This window comes from Acinetobacter calcoaceticus DSM 30006 = CIP 81.8 (assembly GCF_000368965.1).
GTDB classification, from domain to species: Bacteria; Pseudomonadota; Gammaproteobacteria; order Pseudomonadales; family Moraxellaceae; genus Acinetobacter; species Acinetobacter calcoaceticus.
This window is the reverse complement of sequence record NZ_KB849780.1, coordinates 1,637,702-1,654,742: the sequence shown is the minus strand read 5'-3', so window position 1 is coordinate 1,654,742 and position 17,041 is coordinate 1,637,702. Positions and strand designations below refer to the sequence as shown.

The window sequence follows — 17,041 nt, the reverse complement described above, 5'->3', positions numbered from 1 at the left end:
ATGACTGCCGTAGCATCAGATCATGAAGAAATAGGGGATCAGCTGCATAATCCAGCCTTTTTACAAGACTTAAGACAGCAAATGATAAAATTTGCTTTTTTACAGCTTTCCTCGCTTCCTCAGGCTGAAGATGTGGTGCAAGAGGCATTAACAAGTGCGTTCCAACATTTAGATTCATTTAAAGGACGTGCTGCGTTTAAAACATGGGTGTTTGCCATTTTAAAAAATAAAATTATTGATGTGATTCGGCAAAAGTCACGTTTGGTCGCAATGTCTGAATTATTTAAAGATGAGGAAAGCGAACTCAGTATCGACGAGTTGTTCGATGCGTCAGGACACTGGCATAAATATGAAGCACCTCAAGCATGGCAAAACCCTGAAGAAATGATGGAGCAGGCAGATTTCTGGATAATTTTTGAAGCTTGTTTAAATCATTTACCTGCCAAATATGCTCAAGTTTTTATGTTGAGAGAAGTGATAGAGCTGAGCTCCAACGAAATTTGTAGCAAGTTGGAATTGTCTATCTCAAACTTTAATGTGTTGATGTATCGAAGTCGTACCCGACTAAGGGAATGTTTAGAAAATAAATGGTTATTGAAGGAGGATTGTTCATGCTGACATGTCGACAAGCCACTCAACTGTTGTCTGAAAAGCAAGATAGACCATTGTTATTACGTGAGCAAAGTGGTTTACAGCTGCATTTATTGACCTGCCGGTCATGCCGCCGTTATTCAAAACAGATCAAAACAATTAGTCAGCTTTCTAAAGCATTTAAAAATTTGGATGGCTAACTTTAGTTAAAAATTTATTTATTGCTAGCCTAATCACGCTAAGAACTCCCATACTATAAAAGTAGAGGAGTTTTTTAAGACAGGATGAAACGTGAATTTAAAGAATCTTGAAGCATTTTATTGGGTTGTGACGTTAAATAGCTTCAATAAGGCTGCAACTAAATTGCAAACCACCCAGCCTGCGGTATCTCAAAAAATCACATCTCTTGAAAATGAATTAGGTTTTAAAGTTTTAGACCGAAGTTTGCGAAAATTTAAACTGACTCATAAAGGCATCACATTATTTAAATATGCTGAAAAGTTTATGCGGTTGGAAACCGACCTTGTCGCAGAGCTTACTGAAAACCAGCACTTGACGGGAACAATTCGTTTAGGTGTTTCTGAAACGATTGTTTATATGTGGTTGGTCGAATACATCGAAAAAGTTCAACAAGAGTTTCCAAAAGTTTCAGTCGAAATTGTGGTCGATCTAACACCTAATTTACAAGAAGGCGTTCGGACAGGGGACTTGGACATGGCCTTTTTGCTTGGGCCAACGTTGGCTTTTGAATGTATTGAACAGGCATTGTGTGACTTTGAGCTGAGTTTCTTGGCTTCACCGTCATTTAAAGGCTGTGTGGCTCAAATGTCTTTTAAAGCTCTCATGTCTCATACCATTTTAACTTACCCCAAAATTACCTATCCCTATAAAGAATTGAAAGCCAGAATGAAAGAACTAGGTGTTGATGAACCACTTTCAATTACCAGTTATTCATTAGCAACTTTATTGCGTTTAGCCGAACAGGGCTTAGGCATTGCTGTAGTACCGACCTTAACGGCGTTGAAAGAAATAACGGATGGTCGATTAGAAATATTAAATACGCCCATTCAGTTAAAGACCTTTCATTTTACCTCGATCTATATTCACGGGAATGACGTTGCCTTGAAAGAGAAATTGACAGAGGTTGCGGTTAAAGTGTCGGAAAGTGCCATGAAAAGCCTCAATGAGAAAATCCAAAAATAAGCGCTGTTATTATTTTTCATAAAATATTTTTTCTTATTTTAAATAGGCTGCTTGCATGCAAAGTCATAAAAGCAGCTTATGAAGTTTGATAAGTAAAGCTTATCCTGATTTTTTAATACATATTAAATTGTTTAAAATCAAACATTTAATTTTTTATTTTATGTAAAAAGTCTTATTGTCCGTAGGGATTAGCTATGTTTTTATTTTAGATACAAGATTTGATCACCGATTGTGTTGATTGGGGAACAGGGAATCTTTGTCATTTAAAAGGATTAAAGAATATTGTTTGGGAAAAATGATGTTCTTGGTTCAACCTGAAAATAGCGTTGTTAAGCTCAAATGGATGAGGAACGCATTAATATGTCTTTACTGAAATCTTCTTTTTTATCAGATCGCCAATGGGCCATTGTTGCCTCAATCTTTATGATGGCGACCTCTGCAATGGGGCCAGGCTTTTTAACCCAAACTGCTGTATTTACAGTGAAGTTAGGCGCGGCATTTGGCTTTGCCATTTTAGTTTCCATTCTGATTGATTATGTGGTTCAACAAAATATTTGGCGAGTGGTCACACTCACTCAAATGCGTGCATCGGATATTGCCAATAAAGCAATTCCCGGCAGTGGTTACTTACTGGCTTTTCTGGTCATTCTAGGTGGTTTTTTCTTTAGTATCGGTAACATTGCAGGTGCGGCTTTAGGTCTAAATGCACTTTTTGGTCTAGACACAAAGTGGGGCGGTATTTTAAGTGGTGCCTTAGCCATTTTGATTTTTGCTTCAAGAAAAGCAACGCTTGCCATGGATAAAAGCATGATCGTGTTGGGATTGCTTAAAATTCTCCTGATCATTATTGTTGCCGTGATTGTGATGCCTCCTGTGGGTCAAGCTGTACATCAAACCTTTGCTCCAGACCAGATCGACTTTGCCATTATTACCACCATTGTGGGCGGTACGGTTGGTGGCTATATCTGCTATGCAGGCGCACACCGTTTACTCGATAAAGGTGCGGTTGGCCCTGAAAATATCGATGAAGTCGCTAAAGCTGCAACCAAGGGCATTATTGTTGTCGGCATCATGCGTTATGTGTTGTTCTTGGCTTTTTTAGGTGTGGTGGTGAGTGGTGCAAATATTGATTTAGCCAGCCATGATGCCAACCCAGCAGCTCAAGCATTCCAATATGCAGCAGGTACATTTGGTTTTAAATTATTTGGTTTAATTTTCTGGGCAGCCGGCATTAGTAGCACTATTGGTGCAGCATATACTTCAGTGTCATTCTTTAACGTGTTTAAAAAGAACTTAACACCAAAACAAAACAACTATACGACCATTACTTTTATCGCATTGGCTTTATTGCTCTATGTGTTATTGGGCGCAACTCCAGCAGGTCTACTCATTTTTGTGGGTGGTTTTAACGGTTTAGTGTTGCCAATTGGTCTTACAATTTTTGTGTATGTTGCTGCATGCCGTAAAGATTTAATGGGTAATTATAACTATCCAAAATGGTTACTTATTTTGGGTGGATTAACATGTCTGTTGACGTGGTGGATGGGCTATATGTCGTTTACGACAGTGTTTAACTATTTGACCAAGCTTTAAGCCAGACTTTGTTAAGTAATAAAGGAATAATGCCATGTTTGTAGATTTAAATAGTGATTTGGGTGAAAGCTTTGGCTCATGGAAAATGGGTAATGATGACCAGATTTTACCTGTCGTGACCAGTGCCAATATTGCTTGTGGCTTTCATGCGGGCGACCCACTCGGCATTTTAAAAACGGTTCGTAAAGCCGTTGAGCTTGGTGTGACTATTGGGGCCCACGTGTCTTACCCAGACCTTGTAGGCTTTGGCCGCCGTAATATGGATTTGTCCCGTGACGAATTGATTGCCGATGTGCTTTACCAAATTTCTGCACTCGATGGTTTGGCTAAAGTGGCAGGCTCAAAAGTGCAATACGTTAAACCACATGGCGCGCTCTACAATACCATTGCACATGACCAAGCTCAGGCAGCCGCAGTGATTGATGCAATTAAAATGTATAACCCTGAACTGGTGCTAGTGGCTTTGGCTGGATCAAACTTAGTGGAACAAGCACGAGCGGCTGGTTTAAAAGTCGTGTCTGAAGCATTTGCTGACCGTGCGTATAACAGCGATGGTTCACTGGTTTCTCGCCGCCTAGAAGGAGCGGTTTTACACGACTCGGCATTTGTTGCCAGTCGTGTGGTTTCAATGCTTAAAAACGGTGGAGTTGAGTCAATTGACGGCGTATTTACCCCAATTCAAGCCGACACGATTTGCTTACATGGCGACACTGACGGTGCATTAGAAATGTCAGCAGCTATTAAAGCCGAGCTTGTAAAAAACAATATTGAAATCCGCCCATTTGTAAACAAAGCATAAGGATGAGCACAATGTATAAGGATATTAAAGTCGACCCAGCTCAGCTTGAAGCCGCTTTAGATGCGCGTTTAAAAATCCGTGCTGGTTTTGATAAACCGACAGCAGGGATGGCTGCGGGCATGACACAGGTCAACATGATTTCGGTGCCAAAAGAGTGGGCTTACGATTTCCTTCTTTACGCACATCGCAACCCACAAAGCTGTCCAGTGCTTGATGTGCTCGAAGAAGGCATTTATGCAACCAAGCTTGCCGCAGACTCAGACATCCGCACCGATTTCCCGCGTTATCGCGTTTGGAAAGATGGCGAAATGGTTGATGAAGTGACCGATGCAAGCGAGATTTATAATGCGCATCCAGATTTGGTGACTTTCTTAATTGGTTGTAGTTTTTCATTTGAAACGGCTTTGCAAGAAGCGGGTATTGAAGTTCGCCATATTCATGATGACACCAATGTGCCGATGTATCTGAGCAATATTCAGTGCCAGGCAGCAGGGCGTATTTCTGGAAATATGGTGGTTTCAATGCGACCGATTCCATCTCATCAAATTAGTGAAGCGGTAAAAATTACCGCGCGTATGCCAAGTGTACATGGTGCACCTGTACATATTGGGCATCCTGAAAGCTTAGGAATTCAGGATGTAAATAAGCCTGACTTTGGTGATGCCTCTCGCATTGAAGCAGGTGAAATTCCAGTATTTTGGGCTTGTGGGGTAACACCGCAAGCGGCAGTCATGAACTCGAAAATTCCTTTTGCGATTAGTCATGCACCAGGTCATATGTTTATTACCGACATTCCTGACCGTGCTTGGATTGGCTAATTGGACTAAAGAAGAATTAAAAGGATAAGCAAATGCGTTTTTTATCGGTAAACGCCGATTGTTTTCTGATTGAGCTCGCGAGCTTAGAGGAAACTTTGGCGTTGTACAATAAATTGCAAAATACGCAATTGAATGGAATTAAAGACTTAGTCCCCGCTGCAAAAACAATTTTGGTTTTTTTTAACGAGATCGAAACCAATTTTAAAACGTTGGTTGCTTCTATTCAGAGTCTCAAAGTTGATTCTGGATTTGAGCGTAGCGGACAAGAAGTAATTGTACCGATTCGTTACGATGGTGAAGACCTTGCTCAGGTTGCTGAGTTACAAGGTTTGTCTGTGGCTGATGTGATTAGAAGACATCACCAAAGCGTGTGGAATGTGGCTTTTATTGGTTTTGCGCCGGGTTTTGCTTATATGAGCAGTCCAGATAAGCCTTTTACCGATATTCCGCGCTTAACCGTTCCGCGTAAAAAAATACCGTCAGGCTCTTTAGGCTTGGCTGGAAAATACTCTGGTATTTACCCAAAAGACAGTCCGGGTGGCTGGCAGCTTATTGGTACTACATCAGAAAAAATGTGGGATTTAGAGCGTAAAAATCCTGCATTGCTGTTACCGGGAATGACTGTTCATTTTGAAGATGTTACGCATCGCCCAACAACCGTAAATGTACCGCAGCAAATCACGCGTAAGGTTGAGCCTAAACAATCTACGCCACTGTTTACGATTACTGCGCCAAGTCTACAGATGCTCATTCAAGATGAAGGGCGTTTAAACCAGACCAATATTGGTGTTGGCGTGGCTGGTGCAATGGACTTATCTGCCATGCATAGTGCTAACCGTATTTTGGGTAATCCAACCGATACACCCGTCATTGAAGTTTTAAATGGTGGCTTAAAAGCCAAAATGCAGCATGCTGGCGTTATTGCGGTGGCTGGAGCTATCTCAAACATTCGTGTGAAATTTTCTGATGGTCAAACAGCCGACTTTGAAAGCTATCAACCGATTGATCTGGATGAAGGTGATGAATTTCAAATTCAGCCACCAACAGCAGGCTTAAGAAACTATCTGGCAGTTCGAGGTGGCATAGACGTTGAACCTGTACTCAATAGTGCCTCATTTGACAGCTTGGCAGTGTTGGGGCCTGAGCCTTTAAAGCTCGGAGATACGATTTATCTAGGGCAGGTGAAGGCCGCCAACATTAGTGTAAATGAAGTGGGCAAAAGCGATTTACCAAAAGCTGGCGAGTTGGTTGAACTAGACATTGTGATGGGACCACGCACAGACTGGTTCGAACAAGACAGTATTGAACTGCTCTGTGAGCAAGAGTGGCTTGTGACCAATGAAAGCAACCGCGTTGGGTTAAGACTTTCAGGTGAGCAGCCTTTAACTCGCAAAATTACCCATGAACTGGAAAGTGAAGGCACATGCATTGGTGCTTTGCAGATTCCACCGAGTGGTCAGCCGGTTTTGTTTATGAATGATCACCCTTTAACGGGTGGATATCCAGTCATTGGCGCTGTTGCTAAACACCATTGGGATTTGGTGGCGCAGATACCAGCAGGTTGCCATATCAAATTTAAAAAAATTGCCGAATTTACAGATTTTGAGAATGAATGATGAATACAGAAAAATTATTGATTGCTAACCGTGGTGAAATTGCCGTTCGTATTATTCATGCTTGTCGTGACATGGGAATTTCATCGGTCGCGTTATATGCAGATGACGACATTGGCAGCATGCATGTCGAACTTGCAGATGAAGCATGGGGCTTGGCTGGTGCTACCGCAAGCGAAACCTATTTAAATATTCCTGCCATTATCGAAGTTGCAAAAAAATCGAAAGCGACCATGGTTCATCCGGGTTATGGCTTTTTGTCTGAACGTGCCGAATTTGCCCAAGCCGTGATTGATGCAGGCTTAAAATGGGTAGGGCCATCTCCAAGTGCGATTGAAAAACTGGGCGATAAAATCGAAGCACGTAAAATTGCTGCTTCTGTCGGTGCGCCGTTAGTTCAGGGTACGCAAGACCCACTCAACAATGCAGATGAAGCTTTAGAGTTTGCCGAACAATTTGGTTTACCTATTGCCATTAAAGCCGCATTTGGTGGCGGTGGTCGAGGTTTAAAAGTTGCATGGAAACTCGAAGAAGTTAAAGAGCTTTATGAGTCGGCAGTGCGAGAGGCAAAAGCTGCCTTTGGCCGCGGTGAATGTTTTGTTGAGCAATATTTAGATAAACCGCGCCATGTAGAAGCTCAAGTGATTGCCGACCAACATGGCAACATTGTCGTGCTTGGCACACGTGATTGCTCGTTGCAACGCCGTAATCAAAAGTTAGTCGAAGAAGCACCCGCACCATTTATTAGCGACGAGATTTATCAACAAATTTTAACCTCGGCAAAAGACATTTGTCAGGCTGCAAATTACGTGGGTGCGGGTACAGTTGAATATTTACTGAGTCGTGATGGAAAACTTTCATTTTTAGAAGTAAACACACGTTTGCAAGTTGAGCACCCAGTTACCGAAGAAACATCAAAAGTTGATTTGGTGGTAGAGCAAATTCGTGTCGCGCAGGGCCATGAACTTTCCATTAAAGAAACACCAAAAGCCCAAGGTCACGCAATTGAGTTTCGAATTAATGCCGAAGACCCCGCACGTGGTTTTATTCCGGCGTTTGGTGTGTTGAGTTTGTTTGAAGCGCCGTTTGGTAATGGTGTACGAGTCGATACAGGCGTTCGCACTGGTTCATTGGTATCGAGTCATTTTGACTCGCTGATGGCAAAATTGATTGTGACTGGTCCAACCCGTGAAGTTGCAATTGCCCGCGCTAAACGTGCTTTAAAACAATTTAAAATTGAAGGCGTAGCATCGGTTTTAGACTTTCACCGTGCGGTACTCAATGAACCTGACTTTACAGATGAGTTTAATGTACACACCCGTTGGATCGAAAACGACTTTAAACAAGAGTTAAAGCCAACCAAACGTGGTATTCCAAACCATCAACAACCAATGTTACTCAGCTACATTGAAATTGATGGCAAGTTACACCGCTTAGGTTTACCAGCGGGCATGTTTGCACAAGGTCCAGCAACGGCAACTCAAGCACAAACTAACGAGCCAGAAGTGAGTGCTGAGCATTTACTTGCCCCAATTAATGGTGTGATTAGCGCTTGGAAAGTCGAAAATGGTGAGCAAGTGACAGAAGGGCAAGTGGTCGCAATTATGGAGGCCATGAAAATGGAAGTTCAGGTACTGGCGCATCGTAGTGGGGTGATTCAGATTGAGGCAGAGAAGGGTGCGACCTGCCATGCAGAAACCATTATTGGTAGCATTAATTAAGATTTGAACATGTGATTTGGCCTGATTTTGTTTTTAGTTTGATCGGGTCAAATCGAATGCTTATTTATTAACTCAGTTAGCTATTTTCACAGTACTCGTTAACTATTTTCAACTTGAAAGCCAGAATGGGTTATGAGATATTTCCCGAACTTTGGTGATATCAAGATTAATCACTGTATTGAAAGCTCGCCTATGCGAGCTTTAATTTTTAGCCCAGTTTAAGCATTTCTCACTTAATGAACTGGCTGCATAAAAAAATTGAGAATTTATCATCCATTTTAAAGGCTAATTGAAGAACGCGAATGAAAATTCTACCTTCATCTGAATATGATCAAATTCTAAAATACAGTGTCTATTGGCTCGCCATATCAATTGTGATTGGAGTCGTTGCGGGGCTGGCTTCGACTTTAATTTTTGTGGCTTTTGATATTTCAAATAAAGTCAGAAGTCTGCATCACTGGCTCATCTATTTCTTGCCTTTTGTGGGTTTTGGTATTGGTTATCTCATCAAAAAATATGGTTCACCCATTGAACGGGGAACTCATTTACTGATTGATGAAATTCACCAACCTAAATCGTTTATTCCAAAACGAATGAGCCCCATCATTTTTATTACCTCAATTTTAACTCAGTTGTTTGGTGGTTCGGCTGGGCGTGAAGCACCAGCGGTTCAGCTTTCAGGTGCCTTAATTGACCACTTAAGCCATATATTAAAAATCTCGGAAGATAACCGAAAAATCTGTTTAATCGCGAGTATTGGTGCGGGCTTCGCTGGGGTGTTTGGTTTACCTCTGGCGGGTGCAATTTATGGTTTAGAAATTACCGCTTTAGGTAATTTAAGATACTCAGCCATTTTTCCGTGTTTTGTGTCTGCCCTTGTTGCATCCACCATTCCTGAACTATTCGATATTGTTCACCCACACATTTTTTATGTGATTAGTGAGTTTCCACCTATTCATTTCGGCACGCTCATGAACTTAATTGTGGCAGGGCTAATCTTTGGTTTGATTGCACGTTTCTTTATTGCCGCAATTCATTTTGCCAGTGATGTCTTTTACAAATACATCCGTTATTTGCCATTAAGAACGATGGTGGGCGGTATTGTGATTATGCTACTTACTTTGTTCACTGCGCATCAGCAATACAATGGTTTGGGTACAGATAAAATCATTTCATCTTTTTATGTGCCGATTGAATTTTACGACTTTTTCAACAAGACCATTTTTACTGCCATCACTTTAGGTTCTGGTTTTAAAGGTGGTGAGATTACGCCGTTATTTTATGTGGGTGCGACATTAGGTAATGCTTTAGGGGCTGTTTTAAACTTGCCAATTTCATTGCTTGCAGGCGTAGGTTTGGTGAGTCTGTTTTCGGGGGCGAGTAAGGCGCCGTTGACGTCTATTATTTTAGCGGTTGAGCTATTTGGAATGAATGTTGCGACTTACGCCATCATTACCTGTTTATTGGCTGCGCTATTTTCTGGAAATTGTGGGTTATATCGCCGTAAAAAGTTGATGGATTAAAAAAGTTTTGCTTATCAAGGAAAAATTTTAACTAAAAGGCTCGTGAATCATTTTGAAATAAAATTAAAGAAGGTTTGTCTAAATATCACATTGAATATTAGAACAGTTGAAATAAGGAAATTAAAGTACAGAGTAAAAAGCTTCTGATAAAGCTAATACAAAAGATTTAAAAGTATTACTACTAACTAAGGAAAAAGCCTTATTTAGCCTGTTGTTATTTAGGGCTGTAGATTTTCAATAAATGGACATCATTCTTAGGGGAGAAATTGAATTTTTAGTCTGGGTGTAGTCTATTTTTTGCCAATATATTAATTTAAGTTTATAATTTAAAAAGACAAAGTATTACATAAGACCTCATGCAAACACTTAAGAAGATAATTAAAAAAGAGCTAAAAGAATCACTTTATAAAAATAGAATTTACCAAAAGACAAGGTGGAACATTTTAGAGAGAAATATCATTCTTTGGTCTACCAATTATAAGAAATATACAGTTCTTATCAGTATCTACTTTATTCTGATTAGTTGGCTTATATATTTGTTAATCAAGCTTGAACTAACAAAAAATTATTCAGATTTTTTTTCTTCTTGGGAAGAGTTGATCCAATGGCAAGGAACATTTTTGGGTGCTCAGTTGACAATTGTTTGTGTAGTGTATCCATTAGTCATCAGTTTTATCAGTATTTTTTCTAATCAGAAAACTTCGAATAGCGTTATATTTCCAATTTATAAAAAATATTCAGGTTTTATGTTTGCAGGCTTAAGTGGCCTAGCTTTATCAATTTTTATTCTTATAAGTTTTTTCATTCGCTCTTTTTTAGTTGATTCTATATATTTAGTATTTTGTATTACATCCGCAATATGGCTAATATTTAATATTTTTCTAACTGCATGGTTTTTTAGTAAAACTTTTCTAATAATGAATGATCATTCTAGAGAAGAAATCATTCTTCGATTTTCAATTCAGGAAGCTTGTCGAATCGATATAAGTAAAAGGCTGAAAAATAATTATATTAAAAATGCATGTAATTATGGATTGATAAAGGAAATTGATGGAAATAACTTAAAGATTACGAATTTTTCTTGGGATGATTCAAAAATTTCTCCTATAAAAATAAGAATCAGGATGGAATATGAATTAAGTGATATTAGGTTTTATCTAATCAATTGGGTTATTTACTTGCAGACACATTATCTTAAGTATAGAAAAAAACAAGATTCAAAACTCATATTAGATATTGGAAAAATTAGTGATGAAGATTATTTGGTAGGAAAAACTGAAGGATTTAGTTTTTTCCCATGCCTTAAATTTCTCTATAAATATTCATTTTCCTTTAATAAGAAGATAGCTATTGAAAATGATGAAGAACTACTTAAACTATTTAAAAACTTTATAGATCCTATCCATCTTTCTTTAAGGGATAATGATATTCGTGCATTTAAGGAAGCTATAGGGAATTTGATAGACTATCATGTGAATGTTTCTTCTGCGTTAGCCTTTTTAAATGATAATAAAATAAATGATAATTGGTTGTTATTAACAGATGGTACAATTTTTGGTAAAAGCTATTTTAATCATCTTTTAATTGAATATTTCTTTATATCAAAAGCATCAGTATTTAAAATAACTGATAATACAGAATTTTATAATGAGATTTTATATTTTTATAAACAATTATATAGATGTAGCTCTAACCTCACAGATGAGGAAGTAAAAACTTACATTGAACAAAATTATAACTTATGGGAAATACTTCTAGAATGGTATTCATTTGAGATTAATAGCAATCCTAGAACTGATAAAAATTATGAAAAAATTCTAAATAAATTTGTAGGATCTTGGGAAAGTTGGATTCAATATTATATTGAACCACATTCGAAAAGAGATTATAGGAATGAGCAGAATTTATTAGCTTTTAAAATCCATCTTCAATTTACAGCAAAGACTGTAGTAGCAGCATTATCTTTCAAAAATTCCAGAGCAGTTGGTTGGAGTATTGATATGCTAAATCATTGGTTGGAGAAGTTTACGAATGGATCCACTTTTCATGACACTTATATGTGGAATTCTACTATATTAAATATTTTTATGCTTAATATACCAGAGACTGATCATATTTGGACTTTAATTAATAATTCAGAAAAATATTCTAGAGAAACAGCTTATGAACTTGCTTTTCAAAATTATCATCTTGACTTAAGAGTTATAACAGCTTGTTATCTATTAAAAAAGAATAATAACTTATCTTTAGATGTTGTAAAGCAAATGATAGGTGCATTATTAAAGGGGCAGAGAATACATCCAACTTCTATATCTGAAAACTCTAAATCGATTTCAAATGCTGGAAAATTAGTAGGAACTTACATCAGGCACAAGAACTATTCTCAAGATAAAGATAATTCATATCAATCATTGCTTAGCCAAGTTCTAGAAAGTTATAGTAATTTATTTAAAGGTCAGCTTATAACTGGGCGAACATATATGGGTTCATTTGAAGACATAAATAGTCTGAATGATAATTACATAGAAATTGCACTATCACTTTCTCAAAATCAATGGGATTTACCTCTGAAGTGGTATCAGGCCCTTTCATCTAGCTTTTATACCATAGCTGATATTAATTGTATTATTTCAGATTTGGAATCATGGATTTTTATTTTAAATACATGGCAAGAAAGAAATTATGAATATATATTGTTTGGAGTTGATGAATTTCCTAGTCTTAAAGAAAATTTTATAAAATCAATCAGAAATATTATTGAAAAATTGAGAAATCAAAATAATAAAATTATTATTGATGCTCTTGTTGATCCAGAGAAAATCGTTGCATTATCTAAAATTGCATCGAGTATAATTCAAGATAAAAAAACATCTTATCCTTTTAGTTTATTTAATTTTGTTGAAAATAAATCTAATAATTTTCAAAGTGGAAGTTTTACTTTTGAAAACTATGAGAAAAAATATATTGCTGATATAGTTGCTAGTGAAGTTGTAATCGATGATAATGAGTGGATTAAGGGTGGTATTTCAAGGCATTTAAGAAATTCTATTATATCTAGAATATTAAAGCTTCCGATTTCTTACACCTATTCAAGTACATCTCTAGAAGATCTTCTTCAAATAATTACTATGCAACTTAGTGAAATTGAAGAACCTGTTCTTTTAGTTGGTAATCAAAAGTTAAAGAATATACTTCGTCGCTATAAGTGTGATAGAAATGAAACTATGCCTATACATTTTAAAAATATCAGCAATGACGGATATATTTGTCATATTGATAAATCTGAAGTATATGATCTTTTCTTTGAGGATATTGATTATATTATTTTAGTTAGTAAAAACGTCTTTGAATCTTTGAGCTTATATCAATATGAAAATTCACAATTTTTTGATGTGATTTTTGAACAAAAGAATCAAGATGACCTTGTTGGCGACTTAGTATTTAAATATAAAATAGCATTAAAATTCTCAGAAAATTATAAAATTTTCAGATTTAATCTAAATATAGTTAATGAAACTTGAAAAATTCTTATATTTTAATTGCTAAAGTAGTAAGTCCAGAAGATACGACATGTAATTAGATTCTTAAAATAAATCTATCCAATCTAAGCTATTACTAAACCGTAATGGCTTTTTAATTTCCCAATCGCTCGAACTTAATACAAACTATATTTTCTGCGCTTGACGCCAACAAGTGCGAATACTATCCTTTGCGTGCTGGCCTACATTGCCAGTTGGTTTTAGCAGACCATCAGCCAAAGTACACGAAAAAGTCTAACTTTTTTGTGGAAATCCCTGTGTGCCCCCTTTACGGTGGAACGGAAGGGGGACACCCTCGGGTGTGCTGGATTCTTTGGCTCCAGTCTGCTAACCCTCTTTCGTTTCACCACCATTATTTAGCAGTAATGCGGTGAAACTTCTTTTATAGCCAAAGGAGTCCGCTATGCGTACTAATTCTTCTCAATTTTTGGCCTTTGCCAAACTCTCTCTGCCCATACCAACTAATTGGTCTTTAAAACGCTTTAACCGTTTGTAGGTTTTCTACGACCTTAAATCGTTACGACTAAAAAATCATAGCAACAATAAAACCAGAGATAGCTTAGGGCACATTTTTGTGCTGCTTTTGCATGCCTGTTTTGAGCACTCATTTTAAGAGTGACGGCATTTCTATCTCTTTTAGATACAACAAAAAATTATTTTAAGCGGTATACATGAACAATTTAGAATCTTCATTTAGAGCGCTGCGCGTGCTTCACGCAGCAAAAGATTTATTTAATCAAGATGGCTTTCATAAGGTCGGTGTCGACCGAATTATTGCGGAAGCCAAAATTCCCAAAGCTACTTTCTATAATGACTTTCACTCAAAAGCCCGACTCATCGAGATGTGTCTCACTTTTCAAAAAGATGCGCTCAAAGTAAAAGTATTTTCAATTCTCAAATCTTATCGTGAAGAAATGGTGCTAGATAAACTTAAGCAGATTTACCTTTTACATGCCGACTTAAATGGTTTTTATCATTTGCCCTTTAAAGCCATTTTTGAAATTGAAAAGCTCTACCCAAAAGCCTATAGCGTGGTGATTGAATATAGAACTTGGCTAATCAACGAAATTTATAAACTGCTTTTAACCGTCAAAACTACGGCTTCAATGAAAGACGCCCACATGTTTTTGTTCGTGATTGATGGGGCAATGGTTCAACTTTTAAGTAAAAACAGTGTAGATGAGCGAGACAAGTTACTAAATTATTTCTTAATAATGCTGTCTTAGAGAGAAATCCACACACTTTCTAAAAGTAAAAAGCCCGTCATTGGGCTTTTTATTTATTCGAGCTCTAGTTGATCGTCATCTTTCGTGACTTTGATTTTCAACTTTTTATATTTACGCTTGTTTGGATCTAAAGCAGAGTTTGTTACTTCATCAGCAAATTTTGGATTCTGCATGAGTTTGGCATAGGCTCTGTAACCTATGCGGATTCTGGTAGGTGGACAATCTGTTCTTTTGGAATAATATTCAATAAGTGAATTTAATTCCTTTAACAAACTCTGATGTTCCATTGTATTGCTTATTTTCTATTAATTAGTAAGTTATTTTCAGCATACTAAACTTTAGAAAATTTCTAAAGATGTAGTTGATATACATCACTTTTAATAAATGTTAATTTATTTACATTTATTCTATTAAGAGTGAATTAATTTGCATTTTATTTGGTATTTATGATTTCTTTTTAATCAAACAGTCATAACCAAGGTGTAAATTAATGTTAGAAAAAGAAAATAGATAGAAGATTGCCACGAACAATAACTACTTAAGCAATTTTCTCACACTGTGGTATTAAGCTGACTTTAACGAGTCGGCTTTTGTTTTTGTGGACAAATAAAAAGCCCTAGATTGGGCCTTTTACTTTTTAAGTTAGCGATTAAAACTTAAGTTTTTTAAGTCCACGGCTTACGCCATTTTGTAAAGCTGCTTTAATGATCGGGCCAAGAAAAGGCACTCGTCCTTTAAAGCTAATGGTGTAATCCAAACGAGTACGGTTGTTTCCCAAATCAATAAACTTCATTACACCACGGTGACCTTTAATTGGGCTAATACCGCTTGTGATTGCATATTCGATCAGTTCATTTTCTTTGTAGACTAAATTTGTTTCTACAAAAGAAGGTGTAAATGGCATAGACATTTTACGAGCAGAGCCAACACCATTACGAGCGTCTTTTCCGTTGCTAATACGAGTGACTTTAGCAGGAGCGAAAAGTTTGCTTAGGTTTTCATGTTCACTCAAGACGGCAAAGACCTTGTCTACGGGTGCATCAAATTCTTGTACGATGTTGATTTTTTGAGTTTTTAACATCTTATTTCCTCTGAAAATAATTTTGACATTGGTGATTGTCAGTTTTTGGATATTAGCACGCTTTGGGCAATGGGGGAATTCTAATCCGTCGGAGTTTTAAGTCTTCAGCAATCAGAGCCTGAATTTATCAATTGACCTAAATACTAAAACATCTGCTTTAACCTAACATGGTTAATTAAAATTTAAACGCCTAATATCTATTCTTGGGATAAGAACGAGTACAACAAAAATGAATGCTGTTCAACCAACAAAGCCCGCAGGTGTTATGCGGTATTTAATAAGTAAACTGAGTGTAATAGGCCTCGTAGTCTGTGTCACAAGTGCATCTGCCGCTAAAGAAATAAAATCAGGAGATTCGGCAATGGGTTATCAAAATCAAGCTGCTTGGCAACAAATTCAACAATTTCTTCCTCAAGAATTTCATATTCCCAAAGACCGGTTACCGAAAGAAGAATGGTGGGCTTGGAATGGTAATAACATCCATTTGGATACTTATCGAAATCCAAATGCAAAAATTAAAGTGATTTTATTTCATGGTGTAGGTACGAATGGCCGACAAATGTCGATGATTTTAGGTAAACCATTGGCTGATCGGGGATATGAAACAATTGCAGTCGATATGCCGGGCTATGGTGTCACTCAAGTTAGCAAAGGCAAGGTTATTAGCTATAACGATTGGGTGCAGGCTGGTAGTGATTTAATTGATATTGAATTAGCAAAAGATAGTCGTCCGGTTGTGCTTTATGGCTTAAGCGCAGGTGGAATGCTGACGTATCACGTTGCGGCAAAGAATAAAAAAGTGAAAGCAATTGTTGGAATGACCTTTCTTGACACAAGTAGCCAGAAGGTTACAGATACTGTAGCAAGTAACTTATTTATGAGTCGAGTAGGGACACCAATTGCGCATTTGACTGCAAAAACACCTCTGGCCTCAATGCGGATTCCAATGAGCTGGGCAAGTAAAATGAGTACCTTGGTGAATAATAAAGAGGCTTTAAAGGCCTTCATGAAAGATAAAACCTCGGCTGGTAACTCAGTTTCACTCACATTTTTAGACTCATATATACATTACAAACCTGAAGTGACGCCTGAAGAGTTTGATGTGTGCCCAGTCTTGTTAACTCAACCGGAAAAAGACCGTTGGACTCCACTTGATTTAAGTACACCATTTCTTAGCCGTATTCAGAAGGTACCTGTAAAAACCGTAATATTGGAAAATGCAGGGCATTACCCATTAGAGCAGCCGGGTTTATCTCAAATGGTTGATGCCATTGATAGCTTTTACAGCACTACGGTGAAATAACGAGTAATTGTGATTCGTTTTAATTCTGCTC

General features: G+C 37.5%; 14 protein-coding genes. 12 read left to right on the top strand and 2 right to left on the bottom strand.

Going from position 1 to position 17,041, the window contains the following annotated elements; genetic code table 11:
• The 11 genes from F936_RS12715 to F936_RS12665 all read left to right on the top strand — a co-directional run bounded on the left by F936_RS12715 (window position 1) and on the right by F936_RS12665 (window position 14,626).
• Window positions 1-618 carry an RNA polymerase factor sigma-70 gene (locus tag F936_RS12715; RefSeq protein ID WP_005047840.1) on the top strand — a complete coding sequence of 206 codons (618 nt, stop codon included), beginning with the start codon at window positions 1-3 and terminating at the stop codon, window positions 616-618.
• On the top strand, window positions 612-791 hold the full coding sequence (locus F936_RS12710; protein WP_005047837.1) for a zf-HC2 domain-containing protein: 180 nt from the start codon (window positions 612-614) through the stop codon (window positions 789-791). The genes F936_RS12715 and F936_RS12710 overlap by 7 nt, the downstream gene beginning before the upstream one ends.
• Before the next feature lie 91 nt (window positions 792-882).
• Window positions 883-1,794: a LysR family transcriptional regulator MumR gene (gene mumR / locus F936_RS12705; protein WP_005047835.1), complete on the top strand. Its 912-nt coding sequence runs from the start codon at window positions 883-885 to the stop codon at window positions 1,792-1,794.
• A 339-nt stretch (window positions 1,795-2,133) separates the two neighbouring features.
• The gene (locus F936_RS12700; protein WP_003650999.1) at window positions 2,134-3,387 is read left to right on the top strand and encodes an NRAMP family divalent metal transporter; all 1,254 of its coding nucleotides are present in this window, start codon (window positions 2,134-2,136) and stop codon (window positions 3,385-3,387) included.
• A gap of 34 nt (window positions 3,388-3,421) precedes the next feature.
• Complete coding sequence (locus F936_RS12695) at window positions 3,422-4,186, top strand: LamB/YcsF family protein (protein WP_000496072.1); 765 nt, start codon at window positions 3,422-3,424, stop codon at window positions 4,184-4,186.
• A 2-nt stretch (window positions 4,187-4,188) separates the two neighbouring features.
• A complete protein-coding gene (locus F936_RS12690) occupies window positions 4,189-5,004 on the top strand; it encodes a putative hydro-lyase (RefSeq protein WP_080547575.1) in 816 nt (271 codons plus the stop codon).
• A 32-nt stretch (window positions 5,005-5,036) separates the two neighbouring features.
• Complete coding sequence (locus tag F936_RS12685) at window positions 5,037-6,620, top strand: 5-oxoprolinase subunit B/C family protein (protein WP_005047832.1); 1,584 nt, start codon at window positions 5,037-5,039, stop codon at window positions 6,618-6,620.
• Complete coding sequence (locus tag F936_RS12680; RefSeq protein WP_005047829.1) at window positions 6,620-8,338, top strand: acetyl/propionyl/methylcrotonyl-CoA carboxylase subunit alpha; 1,719 nt, start codon at window positions 6,620-6,622, stop codon at window positions 8,336-8,338. Before F936_RS12685 ends, F936_RS12680 begins: the two co-directional genes overlap by 1 nt.
• Before the next feature lie 302 nt (window positions 8,339-8,640).
• Window positions 8,641-9,861: a chloride channel protein gene (locus F936_RS12675; protein WP_005047827.1), complete on the top strand. Its 1,221-nt coding sequence runs from the start codon at window positions 8,641-8,643 to the stop codon at window positions 9,859-9,861.
• A 356-nt stretch (window positions 9,862-10,217) separates the two neighbouring features.
• On the top strand, window positions 10,218-13,382 hold the full coding sequence (locus F936_RS12670; RefSeq protein WP_005047825.1) for a hypothetical protein: 3,165 nt from the start codon (window positions 10,218-10,220) through the stop codon (window positions 13,380-13,382).
• 689 nt (window positions 13,383-14,071) lie between these two features.
• Window positions 14,072-14,626 (top strand): TetR/AcrR family transcriptional regulator, encoded by a 555-nt coding sequence (locus F936_RS12665; RefSeq protein ID WP_005047821.1) that lies wholly within the window; start codon window positions 14,072-14,074, stop codon window positions 14,624-14,626.
• Window positions 14,627-14,679: 53 nt separating this feature from the next.
• Here F936_RS12665 and F936_RS19415 read toward each other — a convergent pair whose 3' ends face one another.
• Both F936_RS19415 and F936_RS12655 read right to left on the bottom strand, forming a co-directional pair.
• Complete coding sequence (locus tag F936_RS19415) at window positions 14,680-14,913, bottom strand: hypothetical protein (protein ID WP_005047819.1); 234 nt, start codon at window positions 14,911-14,913, stop codon at window positions 14,680-14,682.
• A 362-nt stretch (window positions 14,914-15,275) separates the two neighbouring features.
• A complete protein-coding gene (locus F936_RS12655) occupies window positions 15,276-15,707 on the bottom strand; it encodes an SRPBCC family protein (protein WP_004642298.1) in 432 nt (143 codons plus the stop codon).
• Between the two features lie 229 nt (window positions 15,708-15,936).
• On the opposite strand from F936_RS12655, the gene F936_RS12650 reads away from it, so the two are divergent.
• Window positions 15,937-17,010: an alpha/beta hydrolase gene (locus F936_RS12650; protein WP_005047817.1), complete on the top strand. Its 1,074-nt coding sequence runs from the start codon at window positions 15,937-15,939 to the stop codon at window positions 17,008-17,010.
• Window positions 17,011-17,041 lie beyond the last annotated feature (31 nt).

Bases quoted from the DNA above. Each gene is read 5' to 3' on its own strand.
- F936_RS12695 (WP_000496072.1), top strand. From the start codon at position 3,422: ATGTTTGTAGATTTAAATAGTGATTTGGGTGAAAGCTTTGGCTCATGG.
- F936_RS19415 (WP_005047819.1), bottom strand. From the start codon at position 14,913: ATGGAACATCAGAGTTTGTTAAAGGAATTAAATTCACTTATTGAATAT.
- F936_RS12665 (WP_005047821.1), top strand. From the start codon at position 14,072: ATGAACAATTTAGAATCTTCATTTAGAGCGCTGCGCGTGCTTCACGCA.
- F936_RS12670 (WP_005047825.1), top strand. From the start codon at position 10,218: ATGCAAACACTTAAGAAGATAATTAAAAAAGAGCTAAAAGAATCACTT.
- F936_RS12710 (WP_005047837.1), top strand. From the start codon at position 612: ATGCTGACATGTCGACAAGCCACTCAACTGTTGTCTGAAAAGCAAGAT.
- F936_RS12715 (WP_005047840.1), top strand. From the start codon at position 1: ATGACTGCCGTAGCATCAGATCATGAAGAAATAGGGGATCAGCTGCAT.
- F936_RS12690 (WP_080547575.1), top strand. From the start codon at position 4,189: ATGAGCACAATGTATAAGGATATTAAAGTCGACCCAGCTCAGCTTGAA.
- F936_RS12650 (WP_005047817.1), top strand. From the start codon at position 15,937: ATGAATGCTGTTCAACCAACAAAGCCCGCAGGTGTTATGCGGTATTTA.
- F936_RS12675 (WP_005047827.1), top strand. From the start codon at position 8,641: ATGAAAATTCTACCTTCATCTGAATATGATCAAATTCTAAAATACAGT.
- F936_RS12685 (WP_005047832.1), top strand. From the start codon at position 5,037: ATGCGTTTTTTATCGGTAAACGCCGATTGTTTTCTGATTGAGCTCGCG.
- F936_RS12680 (WP_005047829.1), top strand. From the start codon at position 6,620: ATGAATACAGAAAAATTATTGATTGCTAACCGTGGTGAAATTGCCGTT.
- F936_RS12655 (WP_004642298.1), bottom strand. From the start codon at position 15,707: ATGTTAAAAACTCAAAAAATCAACATCGTACAAGAATTTGATGCACCC.
- F936_RS12700 (WP_003650999.1), top strand. From the start codon at position 2,134: ATGGATGAGGAACGCATTAATATGTCTTTACTGAAATCTTCTTTTTTA.